The organism is Methylobacterium sp. CB376 (genome assembly GCF_029714205.1).
GTDB lineage: Bacteria > Pseudomonadota > Alphaproteobacteria > Rhizobiales > Beijerinckiaceae > Methylobacterium.
Map to the genome: position 1 here is coordinate 4,967,201 of NZ_CP121648.1, position 24,499 is coordinate 4,991,699.

The 24,499-nt window shown below is 73.8% G+C and carries 23 protein-coding genes; 10 read left to right on the plus strand and 13 right to left on the minus strand.

Features of this window, described 5'->3' with window-relative positions; all coding sequences use genetic code 11:
- The first annotated feature begins 83 nt into the window (after nt 1–83).
- From QA634_RS22750 to QA634_RS22760, 3 genes are all read left to right on the plus strand, one after another.
- The gene (locus QA634_RS22750) at nt 84–872 is read left to right on the plus strand and encodes a uroporphyrinogen-III synthase (RefSeq protein WP_012334264.1); all 789 of its coding nucleotides are present in this window, start codon (nt 84–86) and stop codon (nt 870–872) included.
- A 118-nt stretch (nt 873–990) separates the two neighbouring features.
- A complete protein-coding gene (locus QA634_RS22755; protein WP_012334265.1) occupies nt 991–3,090 on the plus strand; it encodes a COG4223 family protein in 2,100 nt (699 codons plus the stop codon).
- 170 nt (nt 3,091–3,260) lie between these two features.
- Nucleotides 3,261–4,847 carry a heme biosynthesis protein HemY gene (locus QA634_RS22760; protein ID WP_012334266.1) on the plus strand — a complete coding sequence of 529 codons (1,587 nt, stop codon included), beginning with the start codon at nt 3,261–3,263 and terminating at the stop codon, nt 4,845–4,847.
- A gap of 250 nt (nt 4,848–5,097) precedes the next feature.
- Here QA634_RS22760 and QA634_RS22765 read toward each other — a convergent pair whose 3' ends face one another.
- From QA634_RS22765 to dgcN, 6 genes are all read right to left on the minus strand, one after another.
- Entirely contained in the window at nt 5,098–5,382 is a 285-nt protein-coding gene (locus QA634_RS22765) for a hypothetical protein (RefSeq protein ID WP_012334267.1), read from the minus strand.
- Between the two features lie 10 nt (nt 5,383–5,392).
- Nucleotides 5,393–5,710 carry an EthD family reductase gene (locus tag QA634_RS22770; protein WP_012334268.1) on the minus strand — a complete coding sequence of 106 codons (318 nt, stop codon included), beginning with the start codon at nt 5,708–5,710 and terminating at the stop codon, nt 5,393–5,395.
- A 109-nt stretch (nt 5,711–5,819) separates the two neighbouring features.
- Entirely contained in the window at nt 5,820–7,142 is a 1,323-nt protein-coding gene (locus QA634_RS22775) for an NAD(P)/FAD-dependent oxidoreductase (protein WP_012334269.1), read from the minus strand.
- Between the two features lie 134 nt (nt 7,143–7,276).
- Nucleotides 7,277–7,903: a DUF938 domain-containing protein gene (locus tag QA634_RS22780; protein WP_012334270.1), complete on the minus strand. Its 627-nt coding sequence runs from the start codon at nt 7,901–7,903 to the stop codon at nt 7,277–7,279.
- A gap of 4 nt (nt 7,904–7,907) precedes the next feature.
- Nucleotides 7,908–8,888, minus strand: a complete 981-nt coding sequence (gene dgcA, locus QA634_RS22785) for an N-acetyl-D-Glu racemase DgcA (protein WP_283026801.1) — start codon at nt 8,886–8,888, stop codon at nt 7,908–7,910.
- On the minus strand, nt 8,885–9,907 hold the full coding sequence (dgcN, locus tag QA634_RS22790; RefSeq protein ID WP_012334272.1) for an N-acetyltransferase DgcN: 1,023 nt from the start codon (nt 9,905–9,907) through the stop codon (nt 8,885–8,887). Before dgcN ends, dgcA begins: the two co-directional genes overlap by 4 nt.
- A gap of 203 nt (nt 9,908–10,110) precedes the next feature.
- On the opposite strand from dgcN, the gene QA634_RS22795 reads away from it, so the two are divergent.
- The 6 genes from QA634_RS22795 (at nt 10,111) to QA634_RS22820 (ending at nt 16,483) form a co-directional block, all read left to right on the plus strand.
- Complete coding sequence (locus QA634_RS22795; protein ID WP_012334273.1) at nt 10,111–11,016, plus strand: transporter substrate-binding domain-containing protein; 906 nt, start codon at nt 10,111–10,113, stop codon at nt 11,014–11,016.
- A gap of 190 nt (nt 11,017–11,206) precedes the next feature.
- Nucleotides 11,207–11,929, plus strand: a complete 723-nt coding sequence (locus QA634_RS22800) for an amino acid ABC transporter permease (protein ID WP_012334274.1) — start codon at nt 11,207–11,209, stop codon at nt 11,927–11,929.
- A gap of 35 nt (nt 11,930–11,964) precedes the next feature.
- Nucleotides 11,965–12,657 carry an amino acid ABC transporter permease gene (locus QA634_RS22805; protein ID WP_012334275.1) on the plus strand — a complete coding sequence of 231 codons (693 nt, stop codon included), beginning with the start codon at nt 11,965–11,967 and terminating at the stop codon, nt 12,655–12,657.
- Nucleotides 12,658–12,728: 71 nt separating this feature from the next.
- Complete coding sequence (locus QA634_RS22810; RefSeq protein WP_026190465.1) at nt 12,729–13,457, plus strand: amino acid ABC transporter ATP-binding protein; 729 nt, start codon at nt 12,729–12,731, stop codon at nt 13,455–13,457.
- 477 nt (nt 13,458–13,934) lie between these two features.
- On the plus strand, nt 13,935–15,188 hold the full coding sequence (locus QA634_RS22815) for a porin (protein ID WP_012334277.1): 1,254 nt from the start codon (nt 13,935–13,937) through the stop codon (nt 15,186–15,188).
- Between the two features lie 407 nt (nt 15,189–15,595).
- Nucleotides 15,596–16,483 (plus strand): LysR substrate-binding domain-containing protein, encoded by an 888-nt coding sequence (locus QA634_RS22820; protein ID WP_012334278.1) that lies wholly within the window; start codon nt 15,596–15,598, stop codon nt 16,481–16,483.
- A 120-nt stretch (nt 16,484–16,603) separates the two neighbouring features.
- Here QA634_RS22820 and QA634_RS22825 read toward each other — a convergent pair whose 3' ends face one another.
- The 5 genes from QA634_RS22825 to ggt all read right to left on the minus strand — a co-directional run bounded on the left by QA634_RS22825 (nt 16,604) and on the right by ggt (nt 21,891).
- The gene (locus QA634_RS22825; RefSeq protein WP_012334279.1) at nt 16,604–17,725 is read right to left on the minus strand and encodes a YeiH family protein; all 1,122 of its coding nucleotides are present in this window, start codon (nt 17,723–17,725) and stop codon (nt 16,604–16,606) included.
- Nucleotides 17,726–17,938: 213 nt separating this feature from the next.
- A complete protein-coding gene (locus QA634_RS22830) occupies nt 17,939–18,649 on the minus strand; it encodes a Bax inhibitor-1/YccA family protein (protein WP_012334280.1) in 711 nt (236 codons plus the stop codon).
- Between the two features lie 61 nt (nt 18,650–18,710).
- Complete coding sequence (locus QA634_RS22835; RefSeq protein WP_018259755.1) at nt 18,711–19,487, minus strand: anti-sigma factor family protein; 777 nt, start codon at nt 19,485–19,487, stop codon at nt 18,711–18,713.
- Nucleotides 19,484–20,065 (minus strand): sigma-70 family RNA polymerase sigma factor, encoded by a 582-nt coding sequence (locus tag QA634_RS22840; RefSeq protein WP_012334282.1) that lies wholly within the window; start codon nt 20,063–20,065, stop codon nt 19,484–19,486. Before QA634_RS22840 ends, QA634_RS22835 begins: the two co-directional genes overlap by 4 nt.
- 65 nt (nt 20,066–20,130) lie before the next feature.
- Entirely contained in the window at nt 20,131–21,891 is a 1,761-nt protein-coding gene (gene ggt / locus QA634_RS22845; RefSeq protein ID WP_012334283.1) for a gamma-glutamyltransferase, read from the minus strand.
- A 126-nt stretch (nt 21,892–22,017) separates the two neighbouring features.
- Here ggt and QA634_RS22850 point away from each other — a divergent pair, with 126 nt between their 5' ends.
- Entirely contained in the window at nt 22,018–22,653 is a 636-nt protein-coding gene (locus QA634_RS22850) for a LysE family translocator (RefSeq protein WP_012334284.1), read from the plus strand.
- Here QA634_RS22850 and QA634_RS22855 read toward each other — a convergent pair whose 3' ends face one another.
- Together QA634_RS22855 and rlmN are read right to left on the minus strand one after the other, a co-directional pair.
- On the minus strand, nt 22,654–23,151 hold the full coding sequence (locus QA634_RS22855; protein WP_012334285.1) for a hypothetical protein: 498 nt from the start codon (nt 23,149–23,151) through the stop codon (nt 22,654–22,656).
- Nucleotides 23,152–23,162: 11 nt separating this feature from the next.
- Complete coding sequence (gene rlmN, locus QA634_RS22860; RefSeq protein WP_012334286.1) at nt 23,163–24,458, minus strand: 23S rRNA (adenine(2503)-C(2))-methyltransferase RlmN; 1,296 nt, start codon at nt 24,456–24,458, stop codon at nt 23,163–23,165.
- Nucleotides 24,459–24,499 lie beyond the last annotated feature (41 nt).

Below are 24,499 nucleotides of genomic sequence, written 5' to 3' on the forward strand. Positions count from 1 at the left end.
GGCACTGCCCCGGCCGGTATCCTGGCGGTACCCGGGCCGGTATGCTGGCCGTCAGATAACCCGGAGTGCCCGGGACCGCAAAGATGGGAGGCGACGTGAGCGGCAGCGCGCCGAGGCTGGATCGGGCGCCCCTGCGCGTCTGGGTCGCGCGGCCGCTCCCGGCCGGTGCGCGCACGGCCGCGCGGGTGGCCGCGCTCGGCCACGCGCCGCTCCTCGCTCCGGTCCTCGACCTCGCGCCGAGCCACGTCCCGCCGCCGGACGGGCGCTTCGACGCCCTGATCCTCACCAGCGCCAACGCGGCGCCGGCCCTCGGCCCGGCCGGGCTGACCGGCCTTCCGGCCTTCTGCGTCGGCGCCCGCACGGCCGAGGCCGCCCGGGCGGCGGGCCTGCGCGAGATCCGCGAGGCCGGGGGCGACGCGGCCTCCCTGGTGGGCCTGATCACCGGATCCCTGCCGCCCGGCGCCGCCCTGCTCCACGCGGCCGGCCGGGAGCGCAAGCCCGAGCCCGCCGCGAGCCTCGCGGCGGCCGGCTTCCCGGTCACGACCTGGATCGCCTACGCGGCCCGGCCGCTGCCGCAGCTGCCCGATCCGGTCGCCGCGGCCCTCGCCGAGGCGCGCCTCGACGCGGCCCTGCACTATTCCCGCCGCAGCGCCGCCGCGGCTCTGGGCCTCGCCCGCGCGGCGGGGTGCGAGGCCGGCTTCGCCCGGCTGGCGCATCTGTGCCTCTCGGAGGATTGCGCCGCGCCCCTGGTCGCCGCCGGGATCCTGTCCCATCTGGTCGCGGCAATGCCGACGGAGGACGCACTCCTCTCCGGCCTAACCCCTTTTCCGTCCGCGCAAGCAGGCTCGCGCCTGGGCCGTGACCGATGCTAAGGACGGCGCAACAGAGCGGCCGCGTTCCGCGCGGGCCCGGTCCGGTCCCGTCTCGGCGGGCCGGACCCAGCCGACGGGCGTCCCTGCGCGCCCCGCTCAGAGGTGAGGATCTTCGGCCGTGACCCCATCCGACAAGGACCCCCAGGATTCCCGCAACCGGCCGGGCGGACGCGGCCCCAACCCGGCGGACGGCCCGATCATCGACCTGAAGGCCACCCGCGTGAGCGAGACGCCCGCCAAGGGAGCGACCGGCCCGGCGGGGGCCAAGCCCGCCGATCCGCCGAAGCCCGCCGATCCGCCGAGGCCCGGCGAGCCGCCGAAACCCGCTGCCGGCGCGGCGCCGAAGCCCGGCCCGACGCCGAGCGCCGCGGCCCCCGGCAAGCCGGCAGCGCCGCCCGAACCGCCCAGACCCGCCGAGCCGCCGAAGCCCGGCCCGGCCGCGACCTCCGTTCCGGCCTCGAACCCGGGCGGTCCGAGGCCGCCGGGCGCCGCCGGCGCGACCGGCCCGGGCGCGTCGCCCGCGTCGCCCACGCCCGCATCGCCGACGGGCGCGTCGCCCACAGGGGCGGCTCTCGCCGGCGCCAAGCCCGCCGTGCCGCCGGGCAGCACCGGACCCGCGGCGGCCGCCGCGAAGCCGGGGCCGACCGGCCCCGCGGGCGCTGCCGGCTCCACCGTGCCCAAGACTGGACCGGGCCCATCGACTGGACCGGGCTCATCGACTGGACCGGGCACGTCGCCCCTCGGCGTCAAGCCCGAGGCCGCCGCTGCGGCCAAGCCCGATCCCGTCAAGGCGGAGCCGCCGCGCGGCGCGACCGGCCCGATCGGCGCCACGGGCGCGGCCGCCTCCGGCCCGGCCGGGCCGCGCGCGGGCGCGACCCCGGCGGTGAGCCCGGCGCCGGCGCGCTCGGGCGGCGCCGGGTTCGGCTCCGTGCTGGCCGCCTCGCTCCTCGGCGGCGTGATCGGCGCGGGCCTCCTCTACGGCGTCCAGACCTACGGCCCGGCCTACGGCCTGCTGCCGAAATCCGCCGAGACCGCGCCCAATCTCGATCAGCGCCTCGCCGACCTCGCACCCCGCGACAGCGTTCAGGCCCTCGACCGGCGGCTCGCCGCGGCGGAGGCGGCCCTGCGCCCGCTGCCGGACGCGGTGCGCGGCGCCGAGGCGGCCGCCAAATCCGCCGCGGACCGGGCCGCGGAGGCCCTGAAGGAGGCCCAGTCGGGCCGTCCGGCGGCGGCCGAGACCTCCCCGTCGTCCGCCGCGGGGGCGCCGGCTCCCGCCGCGGCGCCGGACGCGTCCGGCGAGCCGCTGCAGGCGCGCCTCGACGCCCTCGACAAGCGTCTCGGCGACCTCCAGGGGCGGGTCGGCGATCCCGAGCTGCGCCAGAAGGTCGACGGCCTCGCCCAGGCGGTCCAGACCCTGCAGGGCCAGGCCGATACGGGCGAGCTGCGCACCCGGCTCGACGGGCTCGATTCGGGGCTGAAGGGCCTGCAGGCGGAGCTCGGCCAGCGGGTCGCGGCCGATCAGGAGGCCGACAAGGCCCTGGGCGGGCGGCTCGACGCGCTCCAGCAGGCCTTCGAGTCCCGCGGCAAGGCGCAGGAGCAGCGCCTCGCGGACCTCGCCCGCGACCTCGCCGGGCGGGCGGATGCGGGGGCGCTGCAGGCGGGCCTGCGCGCGGTCGCGGCCGACCGGATCGCGGCGGCGCTCGCCAACGGCACGCCCTACGCGGATGCCCTGGCGGCGCTCAAGCAGCTCGGCCCGGAGGACGGCCCGCCGCTCGGCCCGCTCGAGCCCTTCGCGGCCAAGGGCGCCCCCACGGCCGCCGCCCTGGCCCAGGAATTCCGGCCGATCGGCGGCCGCATCGTGGCGGCGGTGAAGGCCGCCCGGCAGCGCGAGGTGGCGGAGCGCGGCAGCTTCACCGACCGGCTCGCCAGCATGGCGGGCTCGATCGTCACGGTGCGCAAGTCGGACGGGGCCGCGCAGGGCGGCGCGCCGGCCCAGCCGGCCGGCGATGCCACGGAGGGCGCGGTCGCGAAGGTGCAGGACGCCCTCGACCGCGGCGCCATTCCGGAGGCGGCCGCGGCCTTCGACGCGATGCCCGAGGCCGCGCGCAAGGAGGCCGCCTCCTTCGGCGCGACGCTGAAGGCGCGGGCGGCGGCGGGCGAGGCCTCCCGCGCCCGGCTCGCGGCCGCGTTCGGTGCCCTGTCGGGTGCCGCGCGCTGAGCGCGGCGCCCGCCCGGGGCTCCCCGCTCCGTCCAACGACCGGCTTGCCGTCTCGGCGCGCATCGGTGCGGATCCCACAGCCGGAGCCCGCCGCGCGCGCCCACCACCCAGATCCAGGGGCGCCCGCCCCCGCCGCGTGACCGTCGCGGACCTGAGGAGTTGAAGAACCGATGTGGCGCGCACTCGCCTTCCTGGCCCTTCTGGCCCTCGCCGCCTACGGGGCGGTCTGGCTCGCCGACCATCCCGGCGTCGTGTCCGTGTCGTGGGGCGGCGTCGACGTGGCGACGAGCCTGAACGCGGCCCTCGTCGGCGTGCTGGTCCTGGCGGTGGTGCTCGGCTTCCTGTGGAGCCTCGCCCGCGGGGTCCTGCGCCTGCCGCGGCGGATGCGCGCGAGCAGCCACGAGCGGCGCCGCACCCGCGGCTTCGAGGCGCTGTCGCGCGGCATGGTGGCGGTGGGCTCCGGCGATCCGGCCGCGGCGCGGCGGCACGCGGGCGAGGCGGAGCGGCTCCTCGGCAGCGAGCCCCTGGCCCTGCTCCTCACCGCTCAGGCGGCGCAGATCTCGGGCGACCGGGCCGGGGCCGAGCGGGCCTTCCGGCGCATGACCGAGGCCTCCGAGACGCGGGTGCTCGGGCTGCGCGGCCTCTTCGTCGAGGCGCGCCGGCAGGGCGACGAGGCCACCGCGCGAGCCTACGCGGCCGAGGCGTCGCGCCTCGCCCCGGGCGTGTCCTGGGCCAACGAGGCGGTGATGGAGGCGCAATGCGCCGACCGGGACTGGGCGGGCGCCCTGGAGACGGTGTCGCGCCGCGCCGCCCTCGGCCTCGCCGACAAGGCGGCGTCGCGCCGCCAGCGGGCGGTGCTGCTGACGGCGAGCGCCCAGGAGCTGGAGGCGGGCGATCCGGAGCGGGCCCTGGCGCAGGCGCGCGAGGCGGTGCGTCTCGCGCCCGACCTCGTGCCGGCCGCGGTGGTGGCCGGGCGCCTGCTGTCGCGCCGGGCCGAGCTCAAGAAGGCGGCCCGGGTGATCGAGGCCGCCTGGAAGGCCGGCCCGCACCCGGACCTCGCCCGGGTCTATCTCGACCTGCGGCCCGGCGATTCGAGCCGCGACCGCCTCGCCCGCGCCGAGACCCTGGCCCGGCTCTCCTCCTGGCACCCCGAGGCGCGCTTCGCCATCGCGCGGGCGGCCCTGGAGGCGCGGGAATTCGGGCGCGCCCGCGACGTGCTGCAGCCCCTGCTCGCCGAGTCGCCGACGCAGCGCGCCTACCTGCTGATGGCGGAGATCGAGGAGACCGAGCACGGCCGCGGCAGCGGCCGGGCCCGCGAGTGGCTGTCCCGGGCGGCGCACGCGCCGCGCGACCCGGCCTGGTGCGCGGACGGGATCGTCTCGGACCGCTGGGCGCCGATCTCGCCGGTCAGCGGGCGGCTCGACGCCTTCGTGTGGCAGACCCCGCCGGAGCTTCTCGCCGGCCGGAGCCAGGACCTTCCGCTCCCGGACGAGGAGCCGGCCCCCGCTGCCGGCCCGCTGCCGGCGCCCGCCCCCGAGGCGACGGCGCCGAGGCCGGTGCGTGAGGAGGCGCCCCGTCCGGCCCCGGCCGCGGCGGCCCCGCCCGTGGCGGCACAGGCCGCGCCGACACCGGCCGGGAACGGGCTCGACACCTCGGCCCCGCCCTTCGCGGCCACCGCGACCCCGGTGGTGTTCCCGCCGCCCAAGCCCAAGGAGGACGACGCCCCGTTCCTCGAGCGGCCGCGGCGGGTCGTGTGATCCGGGATCCGGTTGATCCAGGCGGATCGCGGATCACGCGCCCGCGCGGCGCCTGAGCGAAGCCCAAATCCGCCATCCCGAAGGGATCAAGCGGATTTGGTACCTGGCGTGCCGGGGAGGGGCGGGGATCGGAGCGCCGTCCGGACCGGTGCCGGCCGACCCTCCCCTGTGTCCCCGCATCGCGTTCGGCGCAGGCTCCCTCGTCCGGGAGAAGGGGGGCGCGGCGCTGCCCCGCCCCCTCGACCCCGGCTCAATGCGTCCAGCGGGTCGCGAACCGGGCGAGGTCCGCCGCGTCCGCGAAGGAGACCACCTCCAGGTCGCGCGTCTCCTCCGGCCAGCCCGGGAACAGCGCGTAGGTCACGCTGCGCCGCCACAGCCGGGCGCTCGGCGCCTCGGTGGACGCCCAGACCTGCACCTCCTCGGCCAGCGCGTCGGGCGTGTCCGGCGCGATCAGCCCCGAATAGGGGCGCAGCACCACGAAGTACTCCCCGAGGTCCGGGTGCTGCTCCTTCACGATCTTGACGATGTCGATCATGCGGCGCCGCTCACCAGGCCTGCGGCTCGTTGATCTGCACCTGCGCCTGGGCCTGCGTGAAGTTCGGGATGTCGGCGAAGATCTCCTTGCCGTGGGCCGCCACCGCCTTCTGGAAATCCTCCAGGGAGCGGAAGCTGAGGAGCGCCATGATCTGGAAGGGCGGCGGGCTGCCGTCCGGCGTGGCGGCGCCCTTCACCACCTCGGCCTTCTCCAGACCCATCCCGGACCAGCGCTCGCGCACCAGCGGCATGTGGCGCGACAGGTAGTAGTCGAGGTCGAAGGAGGCGGGCGAAGCCCCGCCCGGATACATCACGCTCACCAGGATCATCGCTGCGCTCTCCTCCCGGCCTCGGGCGAGCCCCCGGGTCGCGCGCGCCCCGTCGGGGCGACCGGGCCCGTGCCACCGAAGCACCGATGCCCGGCCGGCGCAACCGGCCTCAATGCAGCTTGACCCGCGGCACCGTGTGCCGGGTCAGCGCGCGGGCCGCCGTGTCGAGGGAGACCTTCCAGGTCCCGTGCAGCGCCTTCTGATGCATCTTGTAGAGCGACTGGTACATCAGCCGCGCGAACAGGCCGGCGATGAAGACGTTGCGGCCGCGGATGAAGCCCATCAGGTTGCCGACCGTGGTGTACTCGCCGAGCGAGACGAGGGAGCCGAAATCGCGGTAGCGGAACGGGGCGAGGGGCCGTCCCGCCAGCCGGTTCGGCATCTGGCGCAGCAGGTGGCTCGCCTGCTGGTGGGCGGCCTGGGCGCGGGGCGGGATCGGCCGCTGGGTGGCCGGATCGATCAGGTAGGCGCAGTCGCCGAGGGCGAAGACGTTCTCGTCCCGGGTGGTCTGCAGGCTCGGCAGCACGACGAGCTGGTTGTTGCGGGTGGTCTCGAGCCCGCCGAGGTCGCGCAGCACCTCGGGCGCCCGCACGCCGGCGGCCCAGACCACGAGTTCCGACGCGATGAAGCTGCCGTCGGCGAGCTGCACGCCGTCCGCCCGCACCTCGGTGACCCGGGCGCCGGTGCGCACCTCGACGCCGATCCCGGCGAGCAGGGCCATCACGTCCCGCGACAGCCGCTCGGGCACGGCCGGGAGGATCCGGTCGGCCGCCTCGATCAGGGTGAGCTTCAGGTCCTTGTCCGGGTCGATGCGGTCGAGGCCGGTCGCGGCCACCTGGCGGGTGGTGCGGTGGAGTTCCGCCACGAGTTCGGTGCCGGTCGCGCCGGCCCCGATCACCGCCACGTGGAGCTGGCCCGCGCGCACCGGCGCGTCCTGGGCGTGGGCGCGGATCATCGCGTTGATGAGGCGGCGGTGGAAGCGCTGCGCCTGATCCGGCGTGTCGAGGGCGATGGCGTGCTCCTTCACCCCGGGCGTGCCGAAATCGTTGCTCGCGCTGCCGACCGCGATCACCAGCGTGTCGTAGGGGATGTCCCGCTCGGGCGTGACCTCGCGGCCCTCGGCGTCGTGGCTCGCCGCGAGCCGCACGACCCGGCGCTCGCGGTCGAGCCCGACCATCTCGCCGATCCGGTAGCGGAAATGGTGGGCATGGGCGTGGTGCAGGTAATCGACGGCGTGGTGGCCCACATCCATGCTGCCGGCCGCGACCTCGTGCAGGAGCGGCTTCCAGATATGGGTGCGCGAGCGGTCGACCAGCGTCACCTCCGCCTGCTTGCGCCGGCCGTACCTGTCGCCGAGCTTGGTCGCGAGCTGCAGCCCCGCCGCGCCGCCGCCCACGATGACGATCCTGTGCCGTTCCGCCTCGCCGCTCACCCTGGCCCTCCCCTCGGCGCCGCGCCCCGGGGAGGATCCCACGCCGGGGCGCCTTTCGCCATACCGGGGCCACCACCCCGCGCGGCGTCCGAAGGTGGGGAAGGGCGGCCGGGACGGGAAGGCGTACGAATGTCCTACGCGGCCGCGCCGGCCCGGAAGACGAGGCAGAGATTGTTCGCCGGCATGGCGACGCGCTCGGCGAGGGCGAGGCCCTGCCCCCGGGCGGCCCGCGCCACGGCGCCGAGGTCGCGCAGGCCCCAGGCGGGATTGCGCGCCCGCAGATCCGCGTCGAAGGCGAGGTTGCTCGGGGCGGTGGGCGTGTCCTCGACCATGAAGGGCCCGTAGAGCACGAGCGGCGCGCCCGGCGGCAGCAGGCGGCCGGCCCCCCGCATCAGCCCCTCGGTCGCGGGCCAGGGCGCGATGTGGATCATGTTGATGGCCAGGACCGCGTCGGCCCGCGCCAGCGGCCAGGTCTCCGCCGCGGCGTCGAGGGCGAGGGGCGGGCGCAGGTTGGGCAGCGCGGCCGCCCGGGCGTGGGCCGCGATGCTGCGCAGGGCCGCCGGCTCCCGGTCCGAGGGTTGGAAGGCGAGCCCCGGCAGCGCCCGCGCGAAGTGCGCGGCGTGCTCGCCCGAGCCGCTCGCGACTTCGAGGACGAGGCCCGTCTCCGGCAGGAGCCGCCGCAGCACCGCCAGGATCGGCTCCCGGTTGCGGGCGACGGCGGGGGCGATCAGGGCGTCCCCGGCGGAATCCCAGCCCAGCATCGCCTCACCCCCACAGGGCCGGATCGGGCGGGTGGACGAGGCTGCCCTCGAAGCGCAGCCCCGGCTCGCGGTCCCGGGCGAGGAGCAGGGGGCCGTCGAGGTCGACGAAGGTCGCGAAGCCCGCGAGCAGCATGGCGGGCGCCATGGCGAGCGAGGTGCCGACCATGCAGCCGACCATGATCGCGAGGCCCTGCTCCCGCGCGGCCCGGGCGAGGGCGAGGGCCGGCGTGAGCCCGCCCGCCTTGTCGAGCTTGATGTTGATCGCGTCGTAGCGGCCGGCGAGCCCGTCGAGCCCGGCGCCCGGGTGCAGGCTCTCGTCGGCGCAGAGCGGGATCGTGCGCGCGAGCCCGGCGAGCGCCTCGTCCTCGCCGGCGGGGAGCGGCTGCTCGATCAGCTCCACCCCCGCCGCCGCGCAGGCCGCCATGTTCTCGGCGAGGTTGCGCGGCCGCCATGCCTCGTTGGCATCGACGACGAGGCGGGAGGCGGGCGCCCCGCGGCGCACGGCGGCGATGCGGGCCGGGTCGCCCTCGCCGCCGAGCTTGACCTTGAGGAGGGGCCGCGCCGCGGCGGCGCGGGCCGCCGCCTCCATCTCCTCGGGTGCGCCGAGGCTGAGCGTGTAGGCGGTGGTGACCGGGCGCGGCGGCGCGCGCCCCGCGAGGGCGTGGGCCGGCCGCCCCGCCGCCTTGGCCTCGTAGTCCCAGAGGGCGCAGTCGAGGGCGTTGCGGGCCGCGCCCGCCGGCATCCGGGCGAGCAGGTCGGCCCGGGTCGCGCCCGCCGCCACCGCCTCGCCCTGCGCGGCGATCAGGTCGCGCACGCCCTCGACGCTCTCGCCGTAGCGGGGATAGGGCACCCCCTCGCCGCGGCCCGTACGGGTGCCGTCCGTTACGCTGGCCACCACCACCACGGCCTCGGTGCGGCTGCCGCGCGAGATGGTGAAGCGCCCGGCGATGGGCCAGGTCTCGACCGCGACCGCGAGGCGCCTCATGCGGGCAGACCCGCCGGGTAGAGCGCCGCGATCCGCGCCACGATCTCCTCGACGCCGAAGCGCACCGGGTCGCTCGCCGGGAGGTCGTGGGCGCGGGCGAGCGCGTCGAGCAGGGTGCGGGCCTCGGCCTCGCCGAGATCCTGCGTGTTGACCGCGATCCCGACCGGGCGGATCTCCGGATTGGTCAGGCGCCCGCAGCGCGAGGTGAGGTCGATCACCTCCTCGATCGAGGGCAGGGGATGCTGCACCCCGCGCATGCGCGTGCGGGTCGGCTCGTGGCAGATCACGAAGGCGTCGGGCTGCGCGCCGTGGAGGAGGCCGAGGCTCACCCCCGCGAAGGAGGGGTGGAACAGCGAGCCCTGGCCCTCGATCAGGTCCCAGTGCTCCGGCGCCGCCGCGGGCGAGATCCACTCGACCGCGCCCGAGATGAAATCGGCCACCACCGCGTCGATGGCGACCCCGCGGCCCGAGATGAAGACGCCGGTCTGGCCGGTGGCGCGGAAATCCGCGTCGAAGCCGCGGGCGCGCATGCCCCGCTCCAGCGCGAGGGCGGTGTATTTCTTGCCGACCGAGCAATCGGTGCCGACGGTGAGCAGCCGGCGGCCCGGGCGCTTCACCCCCTTGCCGGTGTCGAAGCGCTGGTCGGAATGGCGCACGTCGTGGAGCTGGCGCCCGCCCCGCGCCGCCGCCTCGGCGATGGCCGGGACCGAGCCGAGCCGGGTGTGCAGGCCGCTCGCCACGTCGAGCCCCGCATCCAGGGCCGCGACGATCGACGCGATCCAGTGCTCGGGCAGCACCCCGCCGGCGTTGACGACGCCGACGATCAGGGTGCGCGCGCCCCGCGCGACCGCCTCCTCGATGCCGAGATCCGGGATGCCGAGATCGGCCGCGCAGCCCGGCAGCCGCAGCTGCCCGGTGCACCATTCGGGGCGCCAATCCACGATGCCGTAGGCGGTCTTGGCGGCGAGGCGGTCGGGGACGTCGCCGAGGAACATCAGGTAGGGGGTCGCGATCTGCATGCGGTCTGGTCCGGCGCGGGGTCGGTCAGGGCGGACAAGGGGCGTGCCGCGGGGCGGCGCGCCCGTTCTCGCCCGCGGCTGCGCATTCCGCAACCGGCCCCCGGCCCGGCGCGCGGCCGTCATCCCGTCCTTCGCGCGGGCGCGGCCCTTGACGCCGCGGCCCGCGATGACGGACGTAGGGCTCGCCCAAAAGGAGAATCTGGATGGCCCCCAAACGCCTGCTGATCCTGCTCGTGGCCGGCTTCGCCGCGCTGCCGGCCTCCGCCGAGGAGCTCTCCGGAACCCTGAAGAAGATCAAGGAGACCGGCGCGATCACCTTGGGCTACCGCGACTCCTCGGTGCCGTTCTCCTATCTCGACGGCAACCAGAAGCCGGTCGGCTACGCCATGGACATCTGCTACAAGGTGGTGGACGCGGTCAAGGCCAAGCTCGGCCTGCCGAATCTGGAGGTCAAGCTCAATCCGGTGACCTCGGCGACCCGCATTCCCCTGATCGCTAACGGCACGGTCGACCTGGAATGCGGCTCGACCACCAACAACGTCGATCGCCAGAAGCAGGTCTCCTTCACCAACACGCATTTCCTGACCGCCAGCCGCTTCGTCGCCAAGAAGAGCAGCAACGTCAGCAAGTTCGATGACCTGAAGGGCAAGACCGTCGTGTCGACCTCCGGCACGACCAACATCCGGCAGATCAACGAGTACAACGCCGCCAACAAGCTCGGGATCACGATCCTGCCGGCCAAGGACCACGCCGAGGCGTTCCTGATGGTCGAGACGGGGCGCGCGGTGGCCTTCGTGATGGACGACGTGCTCCTGGCCTCGCTGGCGGCGAGTTCGAAGGAGCCGGACGCCTACCTGATCTCCACCGACGCGATCTCCAAGCCCGAGCCCTACGGCATCATGCTGCGCAAGGACGACGCGCCGTTCAAGAAGGTGGTGGATGACGCGACGGCGGCCTTCTATCAGAGCCCGGAGGGCCCGGCGACCTACGACAAGTGGTTCACCAAGCCGATCCCGCCGCGCAACATCAACCTGAACCTGCCGATGGATGCGGCCCTGAAGAAGGCCTTCGCCAAGCCGAGCGACAGCCCCGACCCGGCGATGTACTGACCGGCCGCCCTTCGCAGCGGCCCGTGATCGCCCCTTCCCGCAGGGGGTGTCGCGAGCCCGGGGCGCGGCCGCCGCCGCGCCCCGGCATTCCGGTGGATGGTGCGAGAATCGGTCACGCATGGCCGCGCCATGACGTATCATTGCGCCCGCGCACGGCGCCCGTGACGACAGCCGCGTCGGTGGACTGGGCATGAACTACAATTGGAACTGGAGCATCTTCTTCGAGCCCTCGCCCGAGGGCACGGGGACCTACGCCGACATGCTCCTGTCGGGCCTCCTGTGGACCATCGTGACGGCCCTCTGCGCCTGGGTCATCGCCTTCGCGGTCGGGTCCGTGATCGGCGTCATGCGCACGCTGCCGAACCGGTTCGCCCAGGCCTTCGGGAACGGCTACGTCGAGCTCTTCCGCAACATCCCGCTGCTGGTGCAGATGTTCCTCTGGTTCTTCGTGCTGCCGGAGATGCTGCCGCAGAGCTGGGGCACGTGGCTGAAGCAGCTGCCCGACGCGCCCTTCTACACGGCGGTGGTGTGCCTGGGCTTCTTCACGGCCTCGCGCGTCGCCGAGCAGGTGAGGGCGGGCATCCAGGCCCTGCCGCGGGGCCAGCGCATGGCCGGCACGGCGCTGGGGCTCACCACCTCCCAGACCTACCGGTACGTGCTGCTGCCCAACGCCTACCGCATCATCCTGCCCCCGCTCACCTCCGAGTTCCTCAACAACCTCAAGAACACGTCGGTCGCGCTGACCATAGGGCTCCTCGAACTCACCGCCCGCGCCCGCTCGATGCAGGAATTCTCGTTCCAGGTCTTCGAGGCCTTCACGGCCGCCACCATCCTGTACATCATCATCAATCTCCTGGTGGTGACGGCGGCCGGGTACCTGGAGCGCAAGGTCGCGATACCCGGCGCCCGCTGAGGCCGCCGCTCCCTCTCCGCCGCGGGTGAGAGTCCATGCTGTCGAACTTCGATTTCAGCGTCATCGTCAGCGCGCTGCCCTACCTCTTCCTCACCGGGATGACCTTCACGCTGACGCTGACCGCGCTGGCGGCGGTGAGCGGCACCATCCTCGGCACGCTCATCGCCATGATGCGGCTCTCGGGCCTGCCGGTGCTGCCGCTGGTGGCCAAGGGCTACGTCAACTTCATGCGCTCGCTGCCGCTGGTGCTGGTGATCTTCTGGTTCTACTTCCTGGTGCCGTATCTCGGGCAGTGGCTGATCGGGGCCGAGCGGCCGATCCAGGTCGGCGCCTTCACCTCCTCGCTCGTCACCTTCACGCTGTTCGAGGCGGCCTACTTCTCCGAGATCATGCGGGCGGGCATCCAGTCGATCCCCAAGGGTCAGGCCGCCGCCGCCTCGGCGCTCGGTCTGACCTACTGGCAGAGCATGGGGTCGGTCATCCTGCCCCAGGCCTTCCGCAACATGCTGCCGGTCCTGCTGACCCAGACCATCGTGCTGTTCCAGGACACCTCGCTCGTCTACGTGCTGTCGATCACCGACTTCCTCGGCGCCGCCTCGAAGGTGGCGCAGCGCGACGGGCGCCTCGTCGAGATGTACCTCTTCGCCGCTTTGGTCTACTTCGCGATCTGCTTCCTCGCCTCGATCCTGGTGCGCCGCCTGCAGCGCCGCATCGCCATCATCCGCTGACTTCCAGAGAGGCTCCCATGTCCTCCGCGCCCCTCGTCGAGACGCCGCCCGCCGCCGCCGGTTCCGGCCCGATGATCGTGATCGATCAGGTCAGCAAGTGGTACGGCGACTTCCAGGTGCTGACGAATTGCACCACCTCGATCCGGAAGGGCGAGGTGGTGGTGGTCTGCGGCCCCTCGGGCTCCGGCAAGTCCACCCTGATCAAGTGCGTGAACGCCCTCGAACCGTTCCAGAAGGGGCAGATCACGGTCGACGGGACGCGGATCGCCGACAAGAAGACCAACCTGCCGAAGCTGCGCTCGCGCGTCGGCATGGTGTTCCAGCATTTCGAGCTGTTCCCGCACCTCTCGATCACCGACAACCTGACGCTCGCCCAGCGCAAGGTGCTGGGCCGCAGCCGCGCCGAGGCGGAGGCGAAGGGCCTCGCGCTGCTGGAGCGGGTCGGGCTGAAGGCGCACGCGCACAAGTTCCCGGGCCAGCTCTCGGGCGGGCAGCAGCAGCGCGTGGCGATCGCCCGGGCGCTCGCCATGAACCCGATCGTGATGCTGTTCGACGAGCCCACCTCCGCCCTCGACCCCGAGATGGTCGGCGAGGTGCTGGACGTGATGGTGGAGCTCGCCCGCGAGGGCATGACCATGATGGTCGTCACCCACGAGATGGGCTTCGCCCGCAAGGTGGCGAACCGGGTGATCTTCATGGACCGCGGCGAGATCGTCGAGGACGCGCAGAAGGAGGAGTTCTTCGGATCGCCCCGCAGCGAGCGCGCCCAGACCTTCCTGTCCAAGATCCTGTCCCACTGAAGATCCCTTCGACGGGCCCGGCGGCGGCAACGGGCGCCGCCGCGCCGCGGGCTTCGCCCGCCCCTCCGTCCCGCTCCTAGGGGAGCGATCCGGATCGCCCGCGGACGCGGTCCCGCTCAGGCGTGTTGTCCCTGAGGAAGGCGGCCGCAGGGACCGCTCCGAGCGGGTATCCGCGACATGTCCGGGAAGCATCGGTCCCGCGAATCCCTCGGCGCTGGACGCGTCGCGCGATCAGGCGGGCGCGTTGCTTGGCGGCCGCCCGCGAACCACCTCCCCTGGCGCGCGACGCCGCGCGGGCCCTCACGACGTCTTACCTTACTTTAGGTCGTTATCGCGGTGTTGCGTACAGGACACGGTTGGGCCCGGCCACGCGGAAACTGCCTAAATGGTATGCAGGTGCCCAGAAATTGCCTTTGCGCCAACCGGCCCGCGCTGCCAGCTTAGCCGTAGTCAGACCGACATTTGGACTTGAGAATCGTGGCGATCCGCTTCACCTCCCTCAGCATGGCCGCCTTAGCCGTCTTGTCCGGCTACGCTCAGGCGGCGGACCTGCCCCCCAAGGTCGCGCCGGCCCCGGCGGCGCCCGCGGCCTGCAAGGCCACGCTCTCGTTCCCGGTCTATAACGGACCGATCAAGCAGAACCCGGACCCGACCTGCTTCACGATCGGCGGCTTCGGCGACATCTATGTCGGCGGCGCGCTCACGGGCTACGCCTACACGCAGACGAACCAGTTCGCGCCGGGCCTGGCCCTGCCGCTCGGCATCTTCCCGGACCGGGACCGGGCCGCGCGGGTGGACTTCTCCAACCTGATGGGCTTCGTCCAGAAGGCGGATGGCCCGTTCCAGTTCTACATCGCGGCCGGCGCCTACGCGGTGCCCACCCTCGGGGCGCAGAATTACAGCGCCATCAACCAGACCGACCTGCTGTTCGGGCCGCTGCCGGTCGCCTTCGGCAAGTGGCAGATCAACGACGCGTGGTCGATCCAGGGCGGCCGCATGCCGACGCTGATCGGCAGCGAGGCGCCCTTCACCTTCCAGAACCTGAACATCTCGCGCGGCCTGCTGTTCTTCCAGGAGAACATCATCAACCACGGTGTCCAGGTGAACTGGTCGGAGGGCCCGTGGTCGGTGTCGGTGGCGGGCACGGACGGGTTCTACTCGGGTGAGATCAGCTGGTTCACCGGCTCGGTGGCCTACAAGCTGAACGACGCCAACACGATCGGCGTGAACGGCGGCTTCAACGTCGACCGGACCAATGCCGGGATCAAGAGCTTCCGCTACCAGTTCGCGACGCCCTTGTTCCAGCAGAACAGCGGCATCTTCAACATCAACTACACCTATTCGGACGGGCCGTGGATCATCACGCCCTACTTCCAGTTCACGAATGTCGAGCGTGATCCGCGCATCGGGATCGTGGAGAGCGCCTCGACCTATGGCGGCGCGATCCTGGCGAGCTACGCCTTCAACGACAATTTCGCCCTGGCCGGCCGCGTCGAGTACGAGACGCAGACGGGCAACCGCTTCACGGGGCTTACCAGCCTGCTCTACGGGCCGGGCAGCTCCGCCCTCTCGGTCACGGTCACCCCGACCTTCACCTTCGGCCGCTACTTCCTGCGCGGCGAGTATGCGCACGTTCAGCTCTACGACATCACGGCGGGCCTCGGCTTCGGCAAGGCCGGCAACAAGACCTCGCAGGACCGCTACCTGATCGAGACCGGCTTCACCTTCTGATCCGGGATCCGGTCGATCCGAGCGGGTCCCGATCATACGCTGTCCGGACGATCACGTTCGGACAGCGTATCACGAGCCCGCGCGGCGCTTGAGCGACGCCCAGATCCGCCATCCCGAAGGGATCTCGCGGATGGGGATGAGCCCGGGAGTCGCCGGCCCGCCCGGCATCGCACCCGTCACCCCGTCCGGGATCGCGCCCGGGCGGGGTTTCGCGTTCGGCGGCGGCGGATCTGCGCGGGACCACGCCCTTTCCGGCGCGCGGCCGCGCCGAGGGCGGAGAGGGTGCGGGAGGCGCGATCCCCGTCCTCCCGCCCGCGGCGCGCCGGCGCCGCGCGGTTCCGCGGGCTCGGGGGCGGGAGGCGCTGCGGACCCGAGACGCCGGGCGCTCCGGCTGCTAAGCCCCAGGCGTGACCCTAGAGCAGCTTCGCATCTTCGTCGCGGTGGCCGAGCGCCAGCACGTGACCCGCGCCGCCGAGGCGCTGAACCTCTCGCAATCGGCGGTCAGCGCGGCGGTGGCCGCGCTGGAGGAGCGGCACGCCACCAAGCTCTTCCACCGCGTCGGGCGCGGCGTCGCGTTGACCGAGGCCGGCCGCCTCTTCCTGGGCGAGGCGCGGGCCGTGCTGGCGCGCGCGGCCACGGCCGAGGCCGTGCTCGCGGACCTCTCGGGCCTGCGGCGCGGCACCCTGCGCGTGCAGGCCAGCCAGACCATCGCGAGCCACTGGCTCCCCCGCCACCTCGTCGCCTTCCGCCGGCTCTTCCCCGAGATCGTCGTCACCCTCGCGATCGGCAACACGGCCGAGGTCGCGGCCGCGGTGCAGGCCGGGACCGCCGAACTCGGCTTCGTGGAAGGGAGGATCGACGATCCGATGCTCGCGAGCGAGGACGTCGCCGACGACAGGCTCGTCCTGATCACCGCGCCGGACCATCGCCTCGCCGCCCGCGCGACGGTGCGCCCGCAGGATCTGGCCGAGGCCGCGTGGGTGATGCGCGAGGCGGGTTCCGGCACGCGCTCGGTCCTGGAAGCCGCCCTGACCGGCGCCGGGATCGCGCCCTCCGGGCTGCGGGTCGTGCTGGAACTGCCCTCGAACGAGGCCGTGCGGGCGGCGGTCGAGGCGGGGGCGGGGGCGAGCGTGCTCTCCCACAGCGTCGTCGCGCCGGCCCTGCGGGCGGGCAGCCTGGCGGCGCCGCCCTTCCCCCTGCCGAGCCGGGCCTTCCGTGTCCTGCGGCACCGGGAGCGCTATCGCAGCCGCGCCGCCGACGCGCTCCTCGCCCTGATCGCCGGGCCGCCGGGCTAGAGCATTTTCCGATGAAGTGGATGCCGGTTCGTCGCAGAAAACGCGGCAAGATCAAAGATCGAGAGCGGCACCCGATTGCAACGTGATCGAGTGCCGCTCTCGGCGTCGGGGCGGGGCCGCTCAGGCGATGCCGAGCAGGCGGATCAGGCCGAGGCCGACGAGGCCCAGCCCCAGGAGCGAGAGCGTGACGGCCAGGGTGACGCGCGGACCGGCCTTGGCCACGACCCGCACGTCCACGCCGAGGCCGAGCGCGGCCATGGAGACGACCGTCAGGATCGTCGCGCCGTCGGCGATCGGCCCCAGCGCCGCCCGCGGCACGAGGCCCAGCGAGCGCAGGGCCGCCATGGCAAGGAAGGCGAGGATGAACCAGGGCACGAGGTGGTGGAGCGCCACCCGCGCCCGCGCCGGTCGATCGCCCGCCGCACCGCGCGGCGCGGCCTCGTCGGTCTCCTCGGGCAGGCGGCGCGCGGCGAGGGACAGTCCGAGCACCACCGGGCCGAGCATGAGCACGCGCACGAGCTTGACGAGCGTCCCGACCTGCGCGCTGAGCGCGGCCACCGGCGCGGTGGCGGCGAGCACCTGCGGCACCGCGTAGACCGTGAGCCCCGCCAGCACTCCGTACTGCGTGGCGGACAGGTGCAGGAGCGGCACCAGGAGGGGCAGGCCGAGCACCACCAGCACGCCGAGCACGGCGGTGAAGGCGATCGAGGCCGCCACCTCCTCCCCGTCCGCCCCGATCACCGGGGCGACGGCGGCGATGGCGGAGTTGCCGCAGATCGCGTTGCCGCAGGCCACCAGCACCGCCATACGCCGGGGCAGGCCGAGCGCGCGGCCGAGGCCGTAGCCGAGCGCGATGGCGGCGGCCACGACGGCCGCGATGCCGACGAGCAGGCCGGGACCGGCCGCCAGGATCGCGTCGGCGCTGAGCGAGGCGCCGAGCAGCACCACCGCGATCTCGAGCAGCGTCTTGGCCGAGAAGGCGATGCCGGGCCGCCAGCGCGCGGGCGGCGCCCAGGCCGTGCGCAGGGCGGTGCCGATCAGGATGGCCAGCACCAGGGCTTCGAGCCACGCGCGTCCGAACAGGCGCGCCTCGACCCGCTCCAGCCCGACGGAGGCGGCGGCGACGGCGAGGCACAGGGCGAGGCCGGGCATCACCCGGCGCAGCGCGCCGAGGCCACGGCCGGTGCGGGTCAGGGCTGCGCCGCGGGTCGCGGCGTCGGTGGCGATCTCGATGCTGGGCATGGGCGGATCTCGCGTGGCCCGCGCATGATCCCCACCGCCGATAAATCGGTCCAACGCATTGATCAGGTCGTTTCAATCGATCGGATCGATCGTTGTCCGGCCCGGGCGCGGGCCGCCCCCGTCCGGGAGGCCCGCCCGAAACGGCGAAGCCCCCCGTCCGAGGGACGGGGGGCTCCCCAGCACCGTCGAGGAGAGGAAGGGAAGGGGGGACCCCTACTCCCGCTCGCCGGTGAAGTTCAGAAGCAGCTGGAACAGGTTGATGAAGTTCAGGTAGAGCGACAGCGCCCCGAACACCGCGAGCTTGCCGCTGGTCTCCTGGTCCCAGTGCTCCGCGTACTGCTCCTTGATCGACTGGGTGTCGTAGGCCGTCAGGCCGACGAAGATCACGACGCCGATCAGCGAGATGGCGAAGTGCAGCGCGCTCGACGCCAGGAAGATGTTGACGAGGCTCGCGATGACGACGCCGATCAGGCCCATCATCAGGAAGGAGCCCATCCGCGAGAGGTCGCGCTTCGTGGTGTAGCCGTACAGGCTCGTCGCGCCGAACATCGCCGCCGTGATGAAGAAGGTGCGCGCGATGCTCGTCCCGGTGAAGACCAGGAAGACCGAGGCCAGCGACAGCCCCATCACCGCGCAGAAGCTCCAGAACAGGGTCTGGGCGGTGGCGGCCGAGATCTGCTCGATGCGGAACGACAGGAACAGGATGAAGGCGAGCGGCGCCAGCATCACCACGTATTTCAGCGGCGTGCCGAACAGGGGCTGGGCGATGGACGGCGTCGCCGACACCGCGAAGGCGACGAGGCCGGTCAGGGCGAGGCCGAGCCCCATCCGGTTGTAGACCCGCAGCATGTGCTGCCGCAGGCCCTCGTCGAAGAGGGCGGCGGAGGGCGCCGCCGTGCTCTGCCAAGCGTAAGGCGTGTTCATCGGTCGGTGATCCTCGTGGAGACGCCGCCGGTCGGCGGGGGAGACCGGCGGAAGGGGGGTGTCAGGGCCGCGGCGCGCCGAGCGTCTCGGCGGCGCGGCCGAGCGCCGGCTCGTCGCCGCCGCTCAGCGCGTAGGCGGTGTGGCCGGCCTTCCAATAGACCGTCACCGCGTCGCTGCCGCGCGTCACCTCGGGGGCGAGCGCCGCCTCGTCCGCGGTCTGGGTCGCGAAGAGCGCCACGGGACCGAGCGAAGCCGCGTCGATCGCCACCTCCACGCCCGCGCCGGAGCGGGTCGGGACGATCTGCAGGTCGCGCACCCGCCAGTCGCGCGGCAGGTCCGGCAGGCGGATCCCGGTGGCGGCCTCGACGCCGGCCCGGTCGTAGGCCGGGCTCGGCCGCAGGGAGGCGACGCGGGCGCGCAGCTGCGAGGCCTGCCGGGCCTGGATCGCGTCCTCCACGAAGGGCGGCGAGTGGGTCGAGGCGATGGTGCCCGGCACCCCGAACCCGCCCGTCTCGGCATGCATCAGCCACCCGGCGCCGACCAGGAAGGCGACGACCGCGGCGCGCTGGAAGCGCTGGCCGATCCGCCGCCAGGTCAGCGCCCGGTCGAGGCGGCGGGCCGCCACGGCGATGCGCTCGGGCATCGGACCGGGATGCAGGCGGGGATGGGACGGCGCGAAGGCGGCGCAGAGCGCGTCGCGGGTGCGCAGGTCCGCCATCACCCGGGCGGCGATCTCCGGATGGGCCGCGAGGTGGCCCTCGACCTCGATCCGCCGCGGGAGATCGAGCTGGCCGTCGATATAGGCGTTCAGGTCGCTCTCGGTGATCGGGTCCATCATCGGTCGTACTCCACGGACGGGCGGCCGCCCTGAACCACGCGCAGGCGCGGGCTGACCTCCGGCGGCGGGGGCGCGGCGGGGGGCGCCAGCCGGTTCTCCCCGCTCTCGAAACTGCGCAGGGCCGCGCGGCCGCGCCCGAGCCGCGACATCAGCGTACCGATCGGGATGCCGAGCACGTCGGCGGCCTCCTGGTAGGCCATGCCCTCGATCGTCACCAGGTGGAGCGCCGCCCGCTGCTCCTCGGGCAGCCGCGCGAAGGCCTCGCGGATCTGGGCGAGGCGCACGTGGCTGTCCTGACCGGCGGGCACCGCCGCGTCGGCGATGTGCTCGAGGGTCTCGGCGTAGCGCGCCTCCACTTGGCGGCGGCGCTGCCCGTCGATGAAGGCGTTGTGCAGCACCGTCATCAGCCAGGTGCGCAGGTTGGTCCCGCTCTTGAGCGAGCTCTGATGTTCCAGGGCGCGCACGAGGGCGTCGTGCACGAGATCGTCCGCCTGGGCCGGGTCGCGGGTGAGCGCGCGGGCGTAGCGCCGCAGCGGCACGATCAGGTCGACGACGTCGAGGCGCTTGCGTGAGGTCATGGTCCGGATCTGAGGGGGCCTACATGAGATGAACGCGCCGGGGCCGGCCCGTAATCCCGGTCTCCTCAGTGACCCTCCGCGAGCGTGCCGCGCTGGCGCGGATCCGCCGCCCCGGCCCAGCCGCCGGGCACTGCCATCACCGAACTCGCCGAGCCGGAGGTCGAGCCGACCACGACCCGGTGGCCCTTCGCCCGCAAAAGCGCCAGCGTGTCGGGAGACAGCCCGGTCTCGACCAGAAGCGCGTCCGGCCGCCACTGGTGATGCACGCGCGGCGCCGCGACCGCCTCGGCGAGGTTGAGCCCGAAATCCACCACGCCGGTGACCACCTGCAGCACCGTGGAGATGATGCGGCTGCCGCCGGGGCTGCCGGTCACCAGGAGGAGCCGGCCGTCGCGCAGGACGAAGGCCGGCGTCATGCTGGAGAGCGGCCGCGCGCCGGGCGCGACCGCGTTGGCCTCTCCGCCGACGAGGCCGTAGGCGTTCTGCGCCCCGGGCTTGGCGGAGAAATCGTCCATCTCGTTGTTGAGGAGCACCCCCGTCCCTGCCGCGACGAGGCCGAGCCCGTAGGAGAAGTTGAGCGTAAAGGTGTTCGCGACCGCGTTGCCCTCGGAATCGACTACGGAGAAGTGGGTGGTCTGGTCGGGCTCCTCGGGCAGGGGATTGCCGGCCCGCACCTCCCCGGCCGGCCGGGCCCGGTCCGGGTCGATCAGCGCCCGCAGCCGCGCCGCGTAGGATTTGGCGGTCAGGCCGGCCACCGGCACGCGGACGCGGTCGGGATCGCCCAGATAGGCGGCGCGGTCCGCGTAGGCCTGCTTCATCGCCTCGGCGAGGAGGTGGATCGCCTCGGCGCTGCCCGCCCCCTTCGCGGCGAGGTCGTAGCCTTCGAGGATGTTGAGGATCTCCACGAGGTGCACGCCGCCGGAGCTCGGGGGCGGCATCGCCACCACCTCGTGGCCCCGATAGGCGCCGCGCACCGGGGCGCGCAGGGCCACCCGGTAGGAGGCGAGATCCTCCGGCGTCATCGCGCCGCCCGCCCCCCGCACGGCGGCCACGATCCTCTCCGCGACCTCGCCGCGGTAGAAGGCGTCCGGGCCTCCCTCGGCGATCCGGCGCAGGGTCGCGGCGAGGTCCGGCTGGACCAGCCGCTCGCCCCAGCCGTAGGGCCGATCCCCGCGGAAGAACACCGCCCGGCTCGACTCGTATCGCCCGAGGATGCCGGCCGCCCGCGGCAGCGAGGCGGCGAGATCGTCCTCGACCGTGATTCCCTCGCGGGCGAGCGCCTCGGCCGGGGCGATCAGCTCGGCGAGGGTGAAGCGCCCGGAGCCGTAGCGGGCCAGCGCCTCGGCGAGGCCGCGCACCGTGCCCGGCACGCCCACCGCCTTGCCGGAGGCGGTCGACAGGGCGGGGTCCGGCTCGCCGTCCGGACCCAGGAAGAGGTCCCGTGTCGCGGCGGCCGGCGCCGTCTCCCGGTAATCGATCGCGACGGTCTCGCTTCTCTTGGCGAGGTGCACCAGCATGAAGCCGCCGCCGCCGAGATTCCCCGCCCGGGGCAGGGTCACGGCCAGGGCGAAGCCCACCGCCACGGCCGCGTCGACCGCGTTGCCGCCCGCCCGCAGGATCGCGACGCCGACCCGCGTCGCCCGCGCCTCCTGCGAGGCCACCATGCCGTGCGGGGCGAAGGCCGGGAGCAGCCGCGCCTCGTCCGACTGGATGGCGCCCGCCCCCGGCATGCCGGGCGGCGCGCCCTGCGCCGATGCGGGCGCCGCGAGCGCCAGGCAGGCAAAGACCGCGAGGGCGGGGATCGCGAGGGTGCGGCGGTTCGGCATGCTGGTCTCCCGTCCGGAAGGTAGCCCGGCGCGCGGCCGCCTCAAGCGCCCTCGCCCGCGCCGCCGCCCTTGCCTGCGCGTCGCTCCCGGTTCAATCGGGCGAGGCCTGCCGCCCGGAGCGAGCCGATGACCTTCCTGCCCGACGCGCCGACCTTCGCCGCCTACCTGCTCGCCTGCCTCGTCCTCTTCGTGACGCCGGGGCCGGACATGAGCCTGATGCTCGCCCGCACGATCGGGGCCGGGCGGCGGGCCGGCCTCGCCACGGTGCTGGGCACCAGCACCGGCACGCTCGGGCACACCCTGGCGGCGGCTCTCGGCCTCTCGGCCCTGCTCGCGGCCTCGGCGACGGCCTTCCTGGTGCTCAAGCTCGTGGGCGCCCTCTACCTAGCCTGGTTCGCCCTCGATGCCCTGCGCCGCGGCTCGGCCCTGACGGTGCGGGCCGAGCGGGTCGGGGGCGGCTTCCGGCGCGCCTTCTGGACCGGGGTCGGGGTGAACCTCACGAACCCGAAGGTCGTCCTGTTCTTCATCACCTTCCTGCCGCAATTCGTGCGCGCCGACGCGGTCAACCTGGCCGGCCAGCTCGCCTTCCTGGGCGCCGCCTTCGTGGCCGTCACGCTGCCGCTCGGGATCCTCCTCGTCCTCGGGGCGGAACGGATCACCGGCGCGCTCCAGGCCCGGCCGCGGATGCTGCGCGCCATCGACTGGCTCTTCGCCGGGCTGTTCGGGGCCTTCGCGGCGCGGATCCTGGCGACGGCGCGCTGATCAGCGCCGCGGCGCGGCCGCGCCGCCTGCCCGGCGGCCGGCGAGGAGCCAGTAGACGAGCCCGGCGCCCGCCCCGGCCAGGAACAGCAGGGCGGTGACGCGCCCCTCGGCGAGGCCCGCCGGACCGCCCGCGCCGCCGCGCACGCCCCGCATCAGCCAGGGCAGGAGGGCGGTGAGGAAGCCGGTCGCGCCCGCGTACCAAGTCAGCGCGCGCCAGCCCAGCACCTCGCCCATCACGGCGTTGAGGATGGGCGGCACCGCCACCAGGAGCAGGACGGCCCGGCCCGCATCCAGCACCGCCTCGACCATGCCGGGATCCGGCGGGTAGCCGGCGGCGAGTTCGGCCAGCACCGATTCGATCGCGGCGAGGCCGAGCTGCCCCACGACGTCGCGCAGAACCGGATCGACCAGCGCGCCGAGGCCGAGGAGCAAAGCCCCGACCGGCAGCGCCAGCAGCAGCGCGAAGCCCACGGCGACGAGGCGGCCGATCAGCTGCATCGGTCGGCCGCTCAGTCGTCGTCCACGGCCCCGTAGACGCCCTCCGCCCCGATGCCGTCCTCCAGCATCAGCCGGGCGCGGGCGCGCAGCTTCTCGGTCTCGCTCTTGAGCTGGCCGCAGGCCGCCAGGATGTCCCGGCCCCGCGGCGTGCGCACCGGGGAGGCGTAGCCGGCGTTGAAGACGATCTCGGAGAAGCGCTCGATCCGCTCCCAGTCCGAGCACTCGTACCTGGAGCCGGGCCAGGGATTGAACGGGATCAGGTTGATCTTGGCCGGGATGCCCTTGAGCAGCCGCACCAATTCGCGCGCCTCGGAATCCGAATCGTTCACGCCCTTCAGCATCACGTACTCGAAGGTGATGCGGCGGGCATTCGACACGCCCGGATAGTTCCGGCAGGCCTCGAGCAGGGTCCGGATCGGGTACTTGCGGTTGAGCGGGACCAGCTCGTCGCGCAGGTCGTCGCGCACCGCGTGGAGCGAGATCGCCAGCATCGCGTTCGCGTCGATGCCGAGCCGCTCGAATTGCGGAACCACGCCCGAGGTCGAGACCGTGATGCGGCGGCGCGACAGGCCGAGGCCCTCGTTGTCGCTCATCACCCCGACCGCGTCGACCACGTTGTCGACGTTGTAGAGCGGCTCGCCCATGCCCATGAACACGATGTTCGACACGAAGCGCGAGCCGTCCACCGGCACGAAGGTGCCCTTGGGCGGCACCTGGCCGGGCCAGTCGCCGAGCCGGTCGCGGGCGACGACGAGCTGGGCGGTGATCTCCTGGGCCGAGAGATTGCGCACGAGGCGCTGCGTGCCGGTGTGACAGAAAGAGCAGGTGAGCGTGCAGCCGACCTGGCTCGACACGCAGAGCGTGCCGCGGTCGTTGGCCGGGATGTAGACGCACTCGATCTCGGCGCCGCGATTGTGGTCGTGGCGGCCGGTCGGCGGCATGCGCAGCAGCCACTTGCGGGTGCCGTCGCGGGAGACCTGCTCGCTCACCACCTCGGGCCGGTCGAGGGTGTAGGCCTCCTCCAGCTGCGCCTTCAGCCCCTTGCCGACATTGGTCATGGCCTCGAAGGAGGCCGCCCCGCGCACGTTGATCCAGTGCCAGAGCTGGCCGGTGCGCATGCGCTGCTCGCGCTCGGGCACGCCGATGGCGGCGAGGCGCTCGCGCAGGGCGCCGCGGGTGAGGCCGACCAGGGAGGGCCGGCCGGTCGCGACCATCGCCTCGGGGCGCACCTCGGGCGTCTTCTCGATGAAGGGATCGGAACCGGCGCGGCGCTCGGGCCGCGCGGTGTCGAGGGACGCCGTCGCCATCAGGAACCTTCGGGAGTATGGTGACCCCCGATATAGGCGGT

What these genes read in the sequence shown, in the direction of transcription:
- QA634_RS22760 (WP_012334266.1), top strand. Translation starts at nt 3,261, where the DNA reads ATGTGGCGCGCACTCGCCTTCCTGGCCCTTCTGGCCCTCGCCGCCTAC.
- QA634_RS22770 (WP_012334268.1), bottom strand. Translation starts at nt 5,710, where the DNA reads ATGATCCTGGTGAGCGTGATGTATCCGGGCGGGGCTTCGCCCGCCTCC.
- QA634_RS22795 (WP_012334273.1), top strand. Translation starts at nt 10,111, where the DNA reads ATGGCCCCCAAACGCCTGCTGATCCTGCTCGTGGCCGGCTTCGCCGCG.
- dgcA (WP_283026801.1), bottom strand. Translation starts at nt 8,888, where the DNA reads ATGAGGCGCCTCGCGGTCGCGGTCGAGACCTGGCCCATCGCCGGGCGC.
- QA634_RS22850 (WP_012334284.1), top strand. Translation starts at nt 22,018, where the DNA reads ATGACCTTCCTGCCCGACGCGCCGACCTTCGCCGCCTACCTGCTCGCC.
- QA634_RS22805 (WP_012334275.1), top strand. Translation starts at nt 11,965, where the DNA reads ATGCTGTCGAACTTCGATTTCAGCGTCATCGTCAGCGCGCTGCCCTAC.
- QA634_RS22855 (WP_012334285.1), bottom strand. Translation starts at nt 23,151, where the DNA reads ATGCAGCTGATCGGCCGCCTCGTCGCCGTGGGCTTCGCGCTGCTGCTG.
- dgcN (WP_012334272.1), bottom strand. Translation starts at nt 9,907, where the DNA reads ATGCAGATCGCGACCCCCTACCTGATGTTCCTCGGCGACGTCCCCGAC.
- QA634_RS22780 (WP_012334270.1), bottom strand. Translation starts at nt 7,903, where the DNA reads ATGCTGGGCTGGGATTCCGCCGGGGACGCCCTGATCGCCCCCGCCGTC.
- ggt (WP_012334283.1), bottom strand. Translation starts at nt 21,891, where the DNA reads ATGCCGAACCGCCGCACCCTCGCGATCCCCGCCCTCGCGGTCTTTGCC.
- QA634_RS22800 (WP_012334274.1), top strand. Translation starts at nt 11,207, where the DNA reads ATGAACTACAATTGGAACTGGAGCATCTTCTTCGAGCCCTCGCCCGAG.
- QA634_RS22765 (WP_012334267.1), bottom strand. Translation starts at nt 5,382, where the DNA reads ATGATCGACATCGTCAAGATCGTGAAGGAGCAGCACCCGGACCTCGGG.
- QA634_RS22840 (WP_012334282.1), bottom strand. Translation starts at nt 20,065, where the DNA reads ATGACCTCACGCAAGCGCCTCGACGTCGTCGACCTGATCGTGCCGCTG.
- QA634_RS22835 (WP_018259755.1), bottom strand. Translation starts at nt 19,487, where the DNA reads ATGATGGACCCGATCACCGAGAGCGACCTGAACGCCTATATCGACGGC.
- QA634_RS22830 (WP_012334280.1), bottom strand. Translation starts at nt 18,649, where the DNA reads ATGAACACGCCTTACGCTTGGCAGAGCACGGCGGCGCCCTCCGCCGCC.
- QA634_RS22825 (WP_012334279.1), bottom strand. Translation starts at nt 17,725, where the DNA reads ATGCCCAGCATCGAGATCGCCACCGACGCCGCGACCCGCGGCGCAGCC.
- QA634_RS22810 (WP_026190465.1), top strand. Translation starts at nt 12,729, where the DNA reads ATGATCGTGATCGATCAGGTCAGCAAGTGGTACGGCGACTTCCAGGTG.
- QA634_RS22750 (WP_012334264.1), top strand. Translation starts at nt 84, where the DNA reads ATGGGAGGCGACGTGAGCGGCAGCGCGCCGAGGCTGGATCGGGCGCCC.
- rlmN (WP_012334286.1), bottom strand. Translation starts at nt 24,458, where the DNA reads ATGGCGACGGCGTCCCTCGACACCGCGCGGCCCGAGCGCCGCGCCGGT.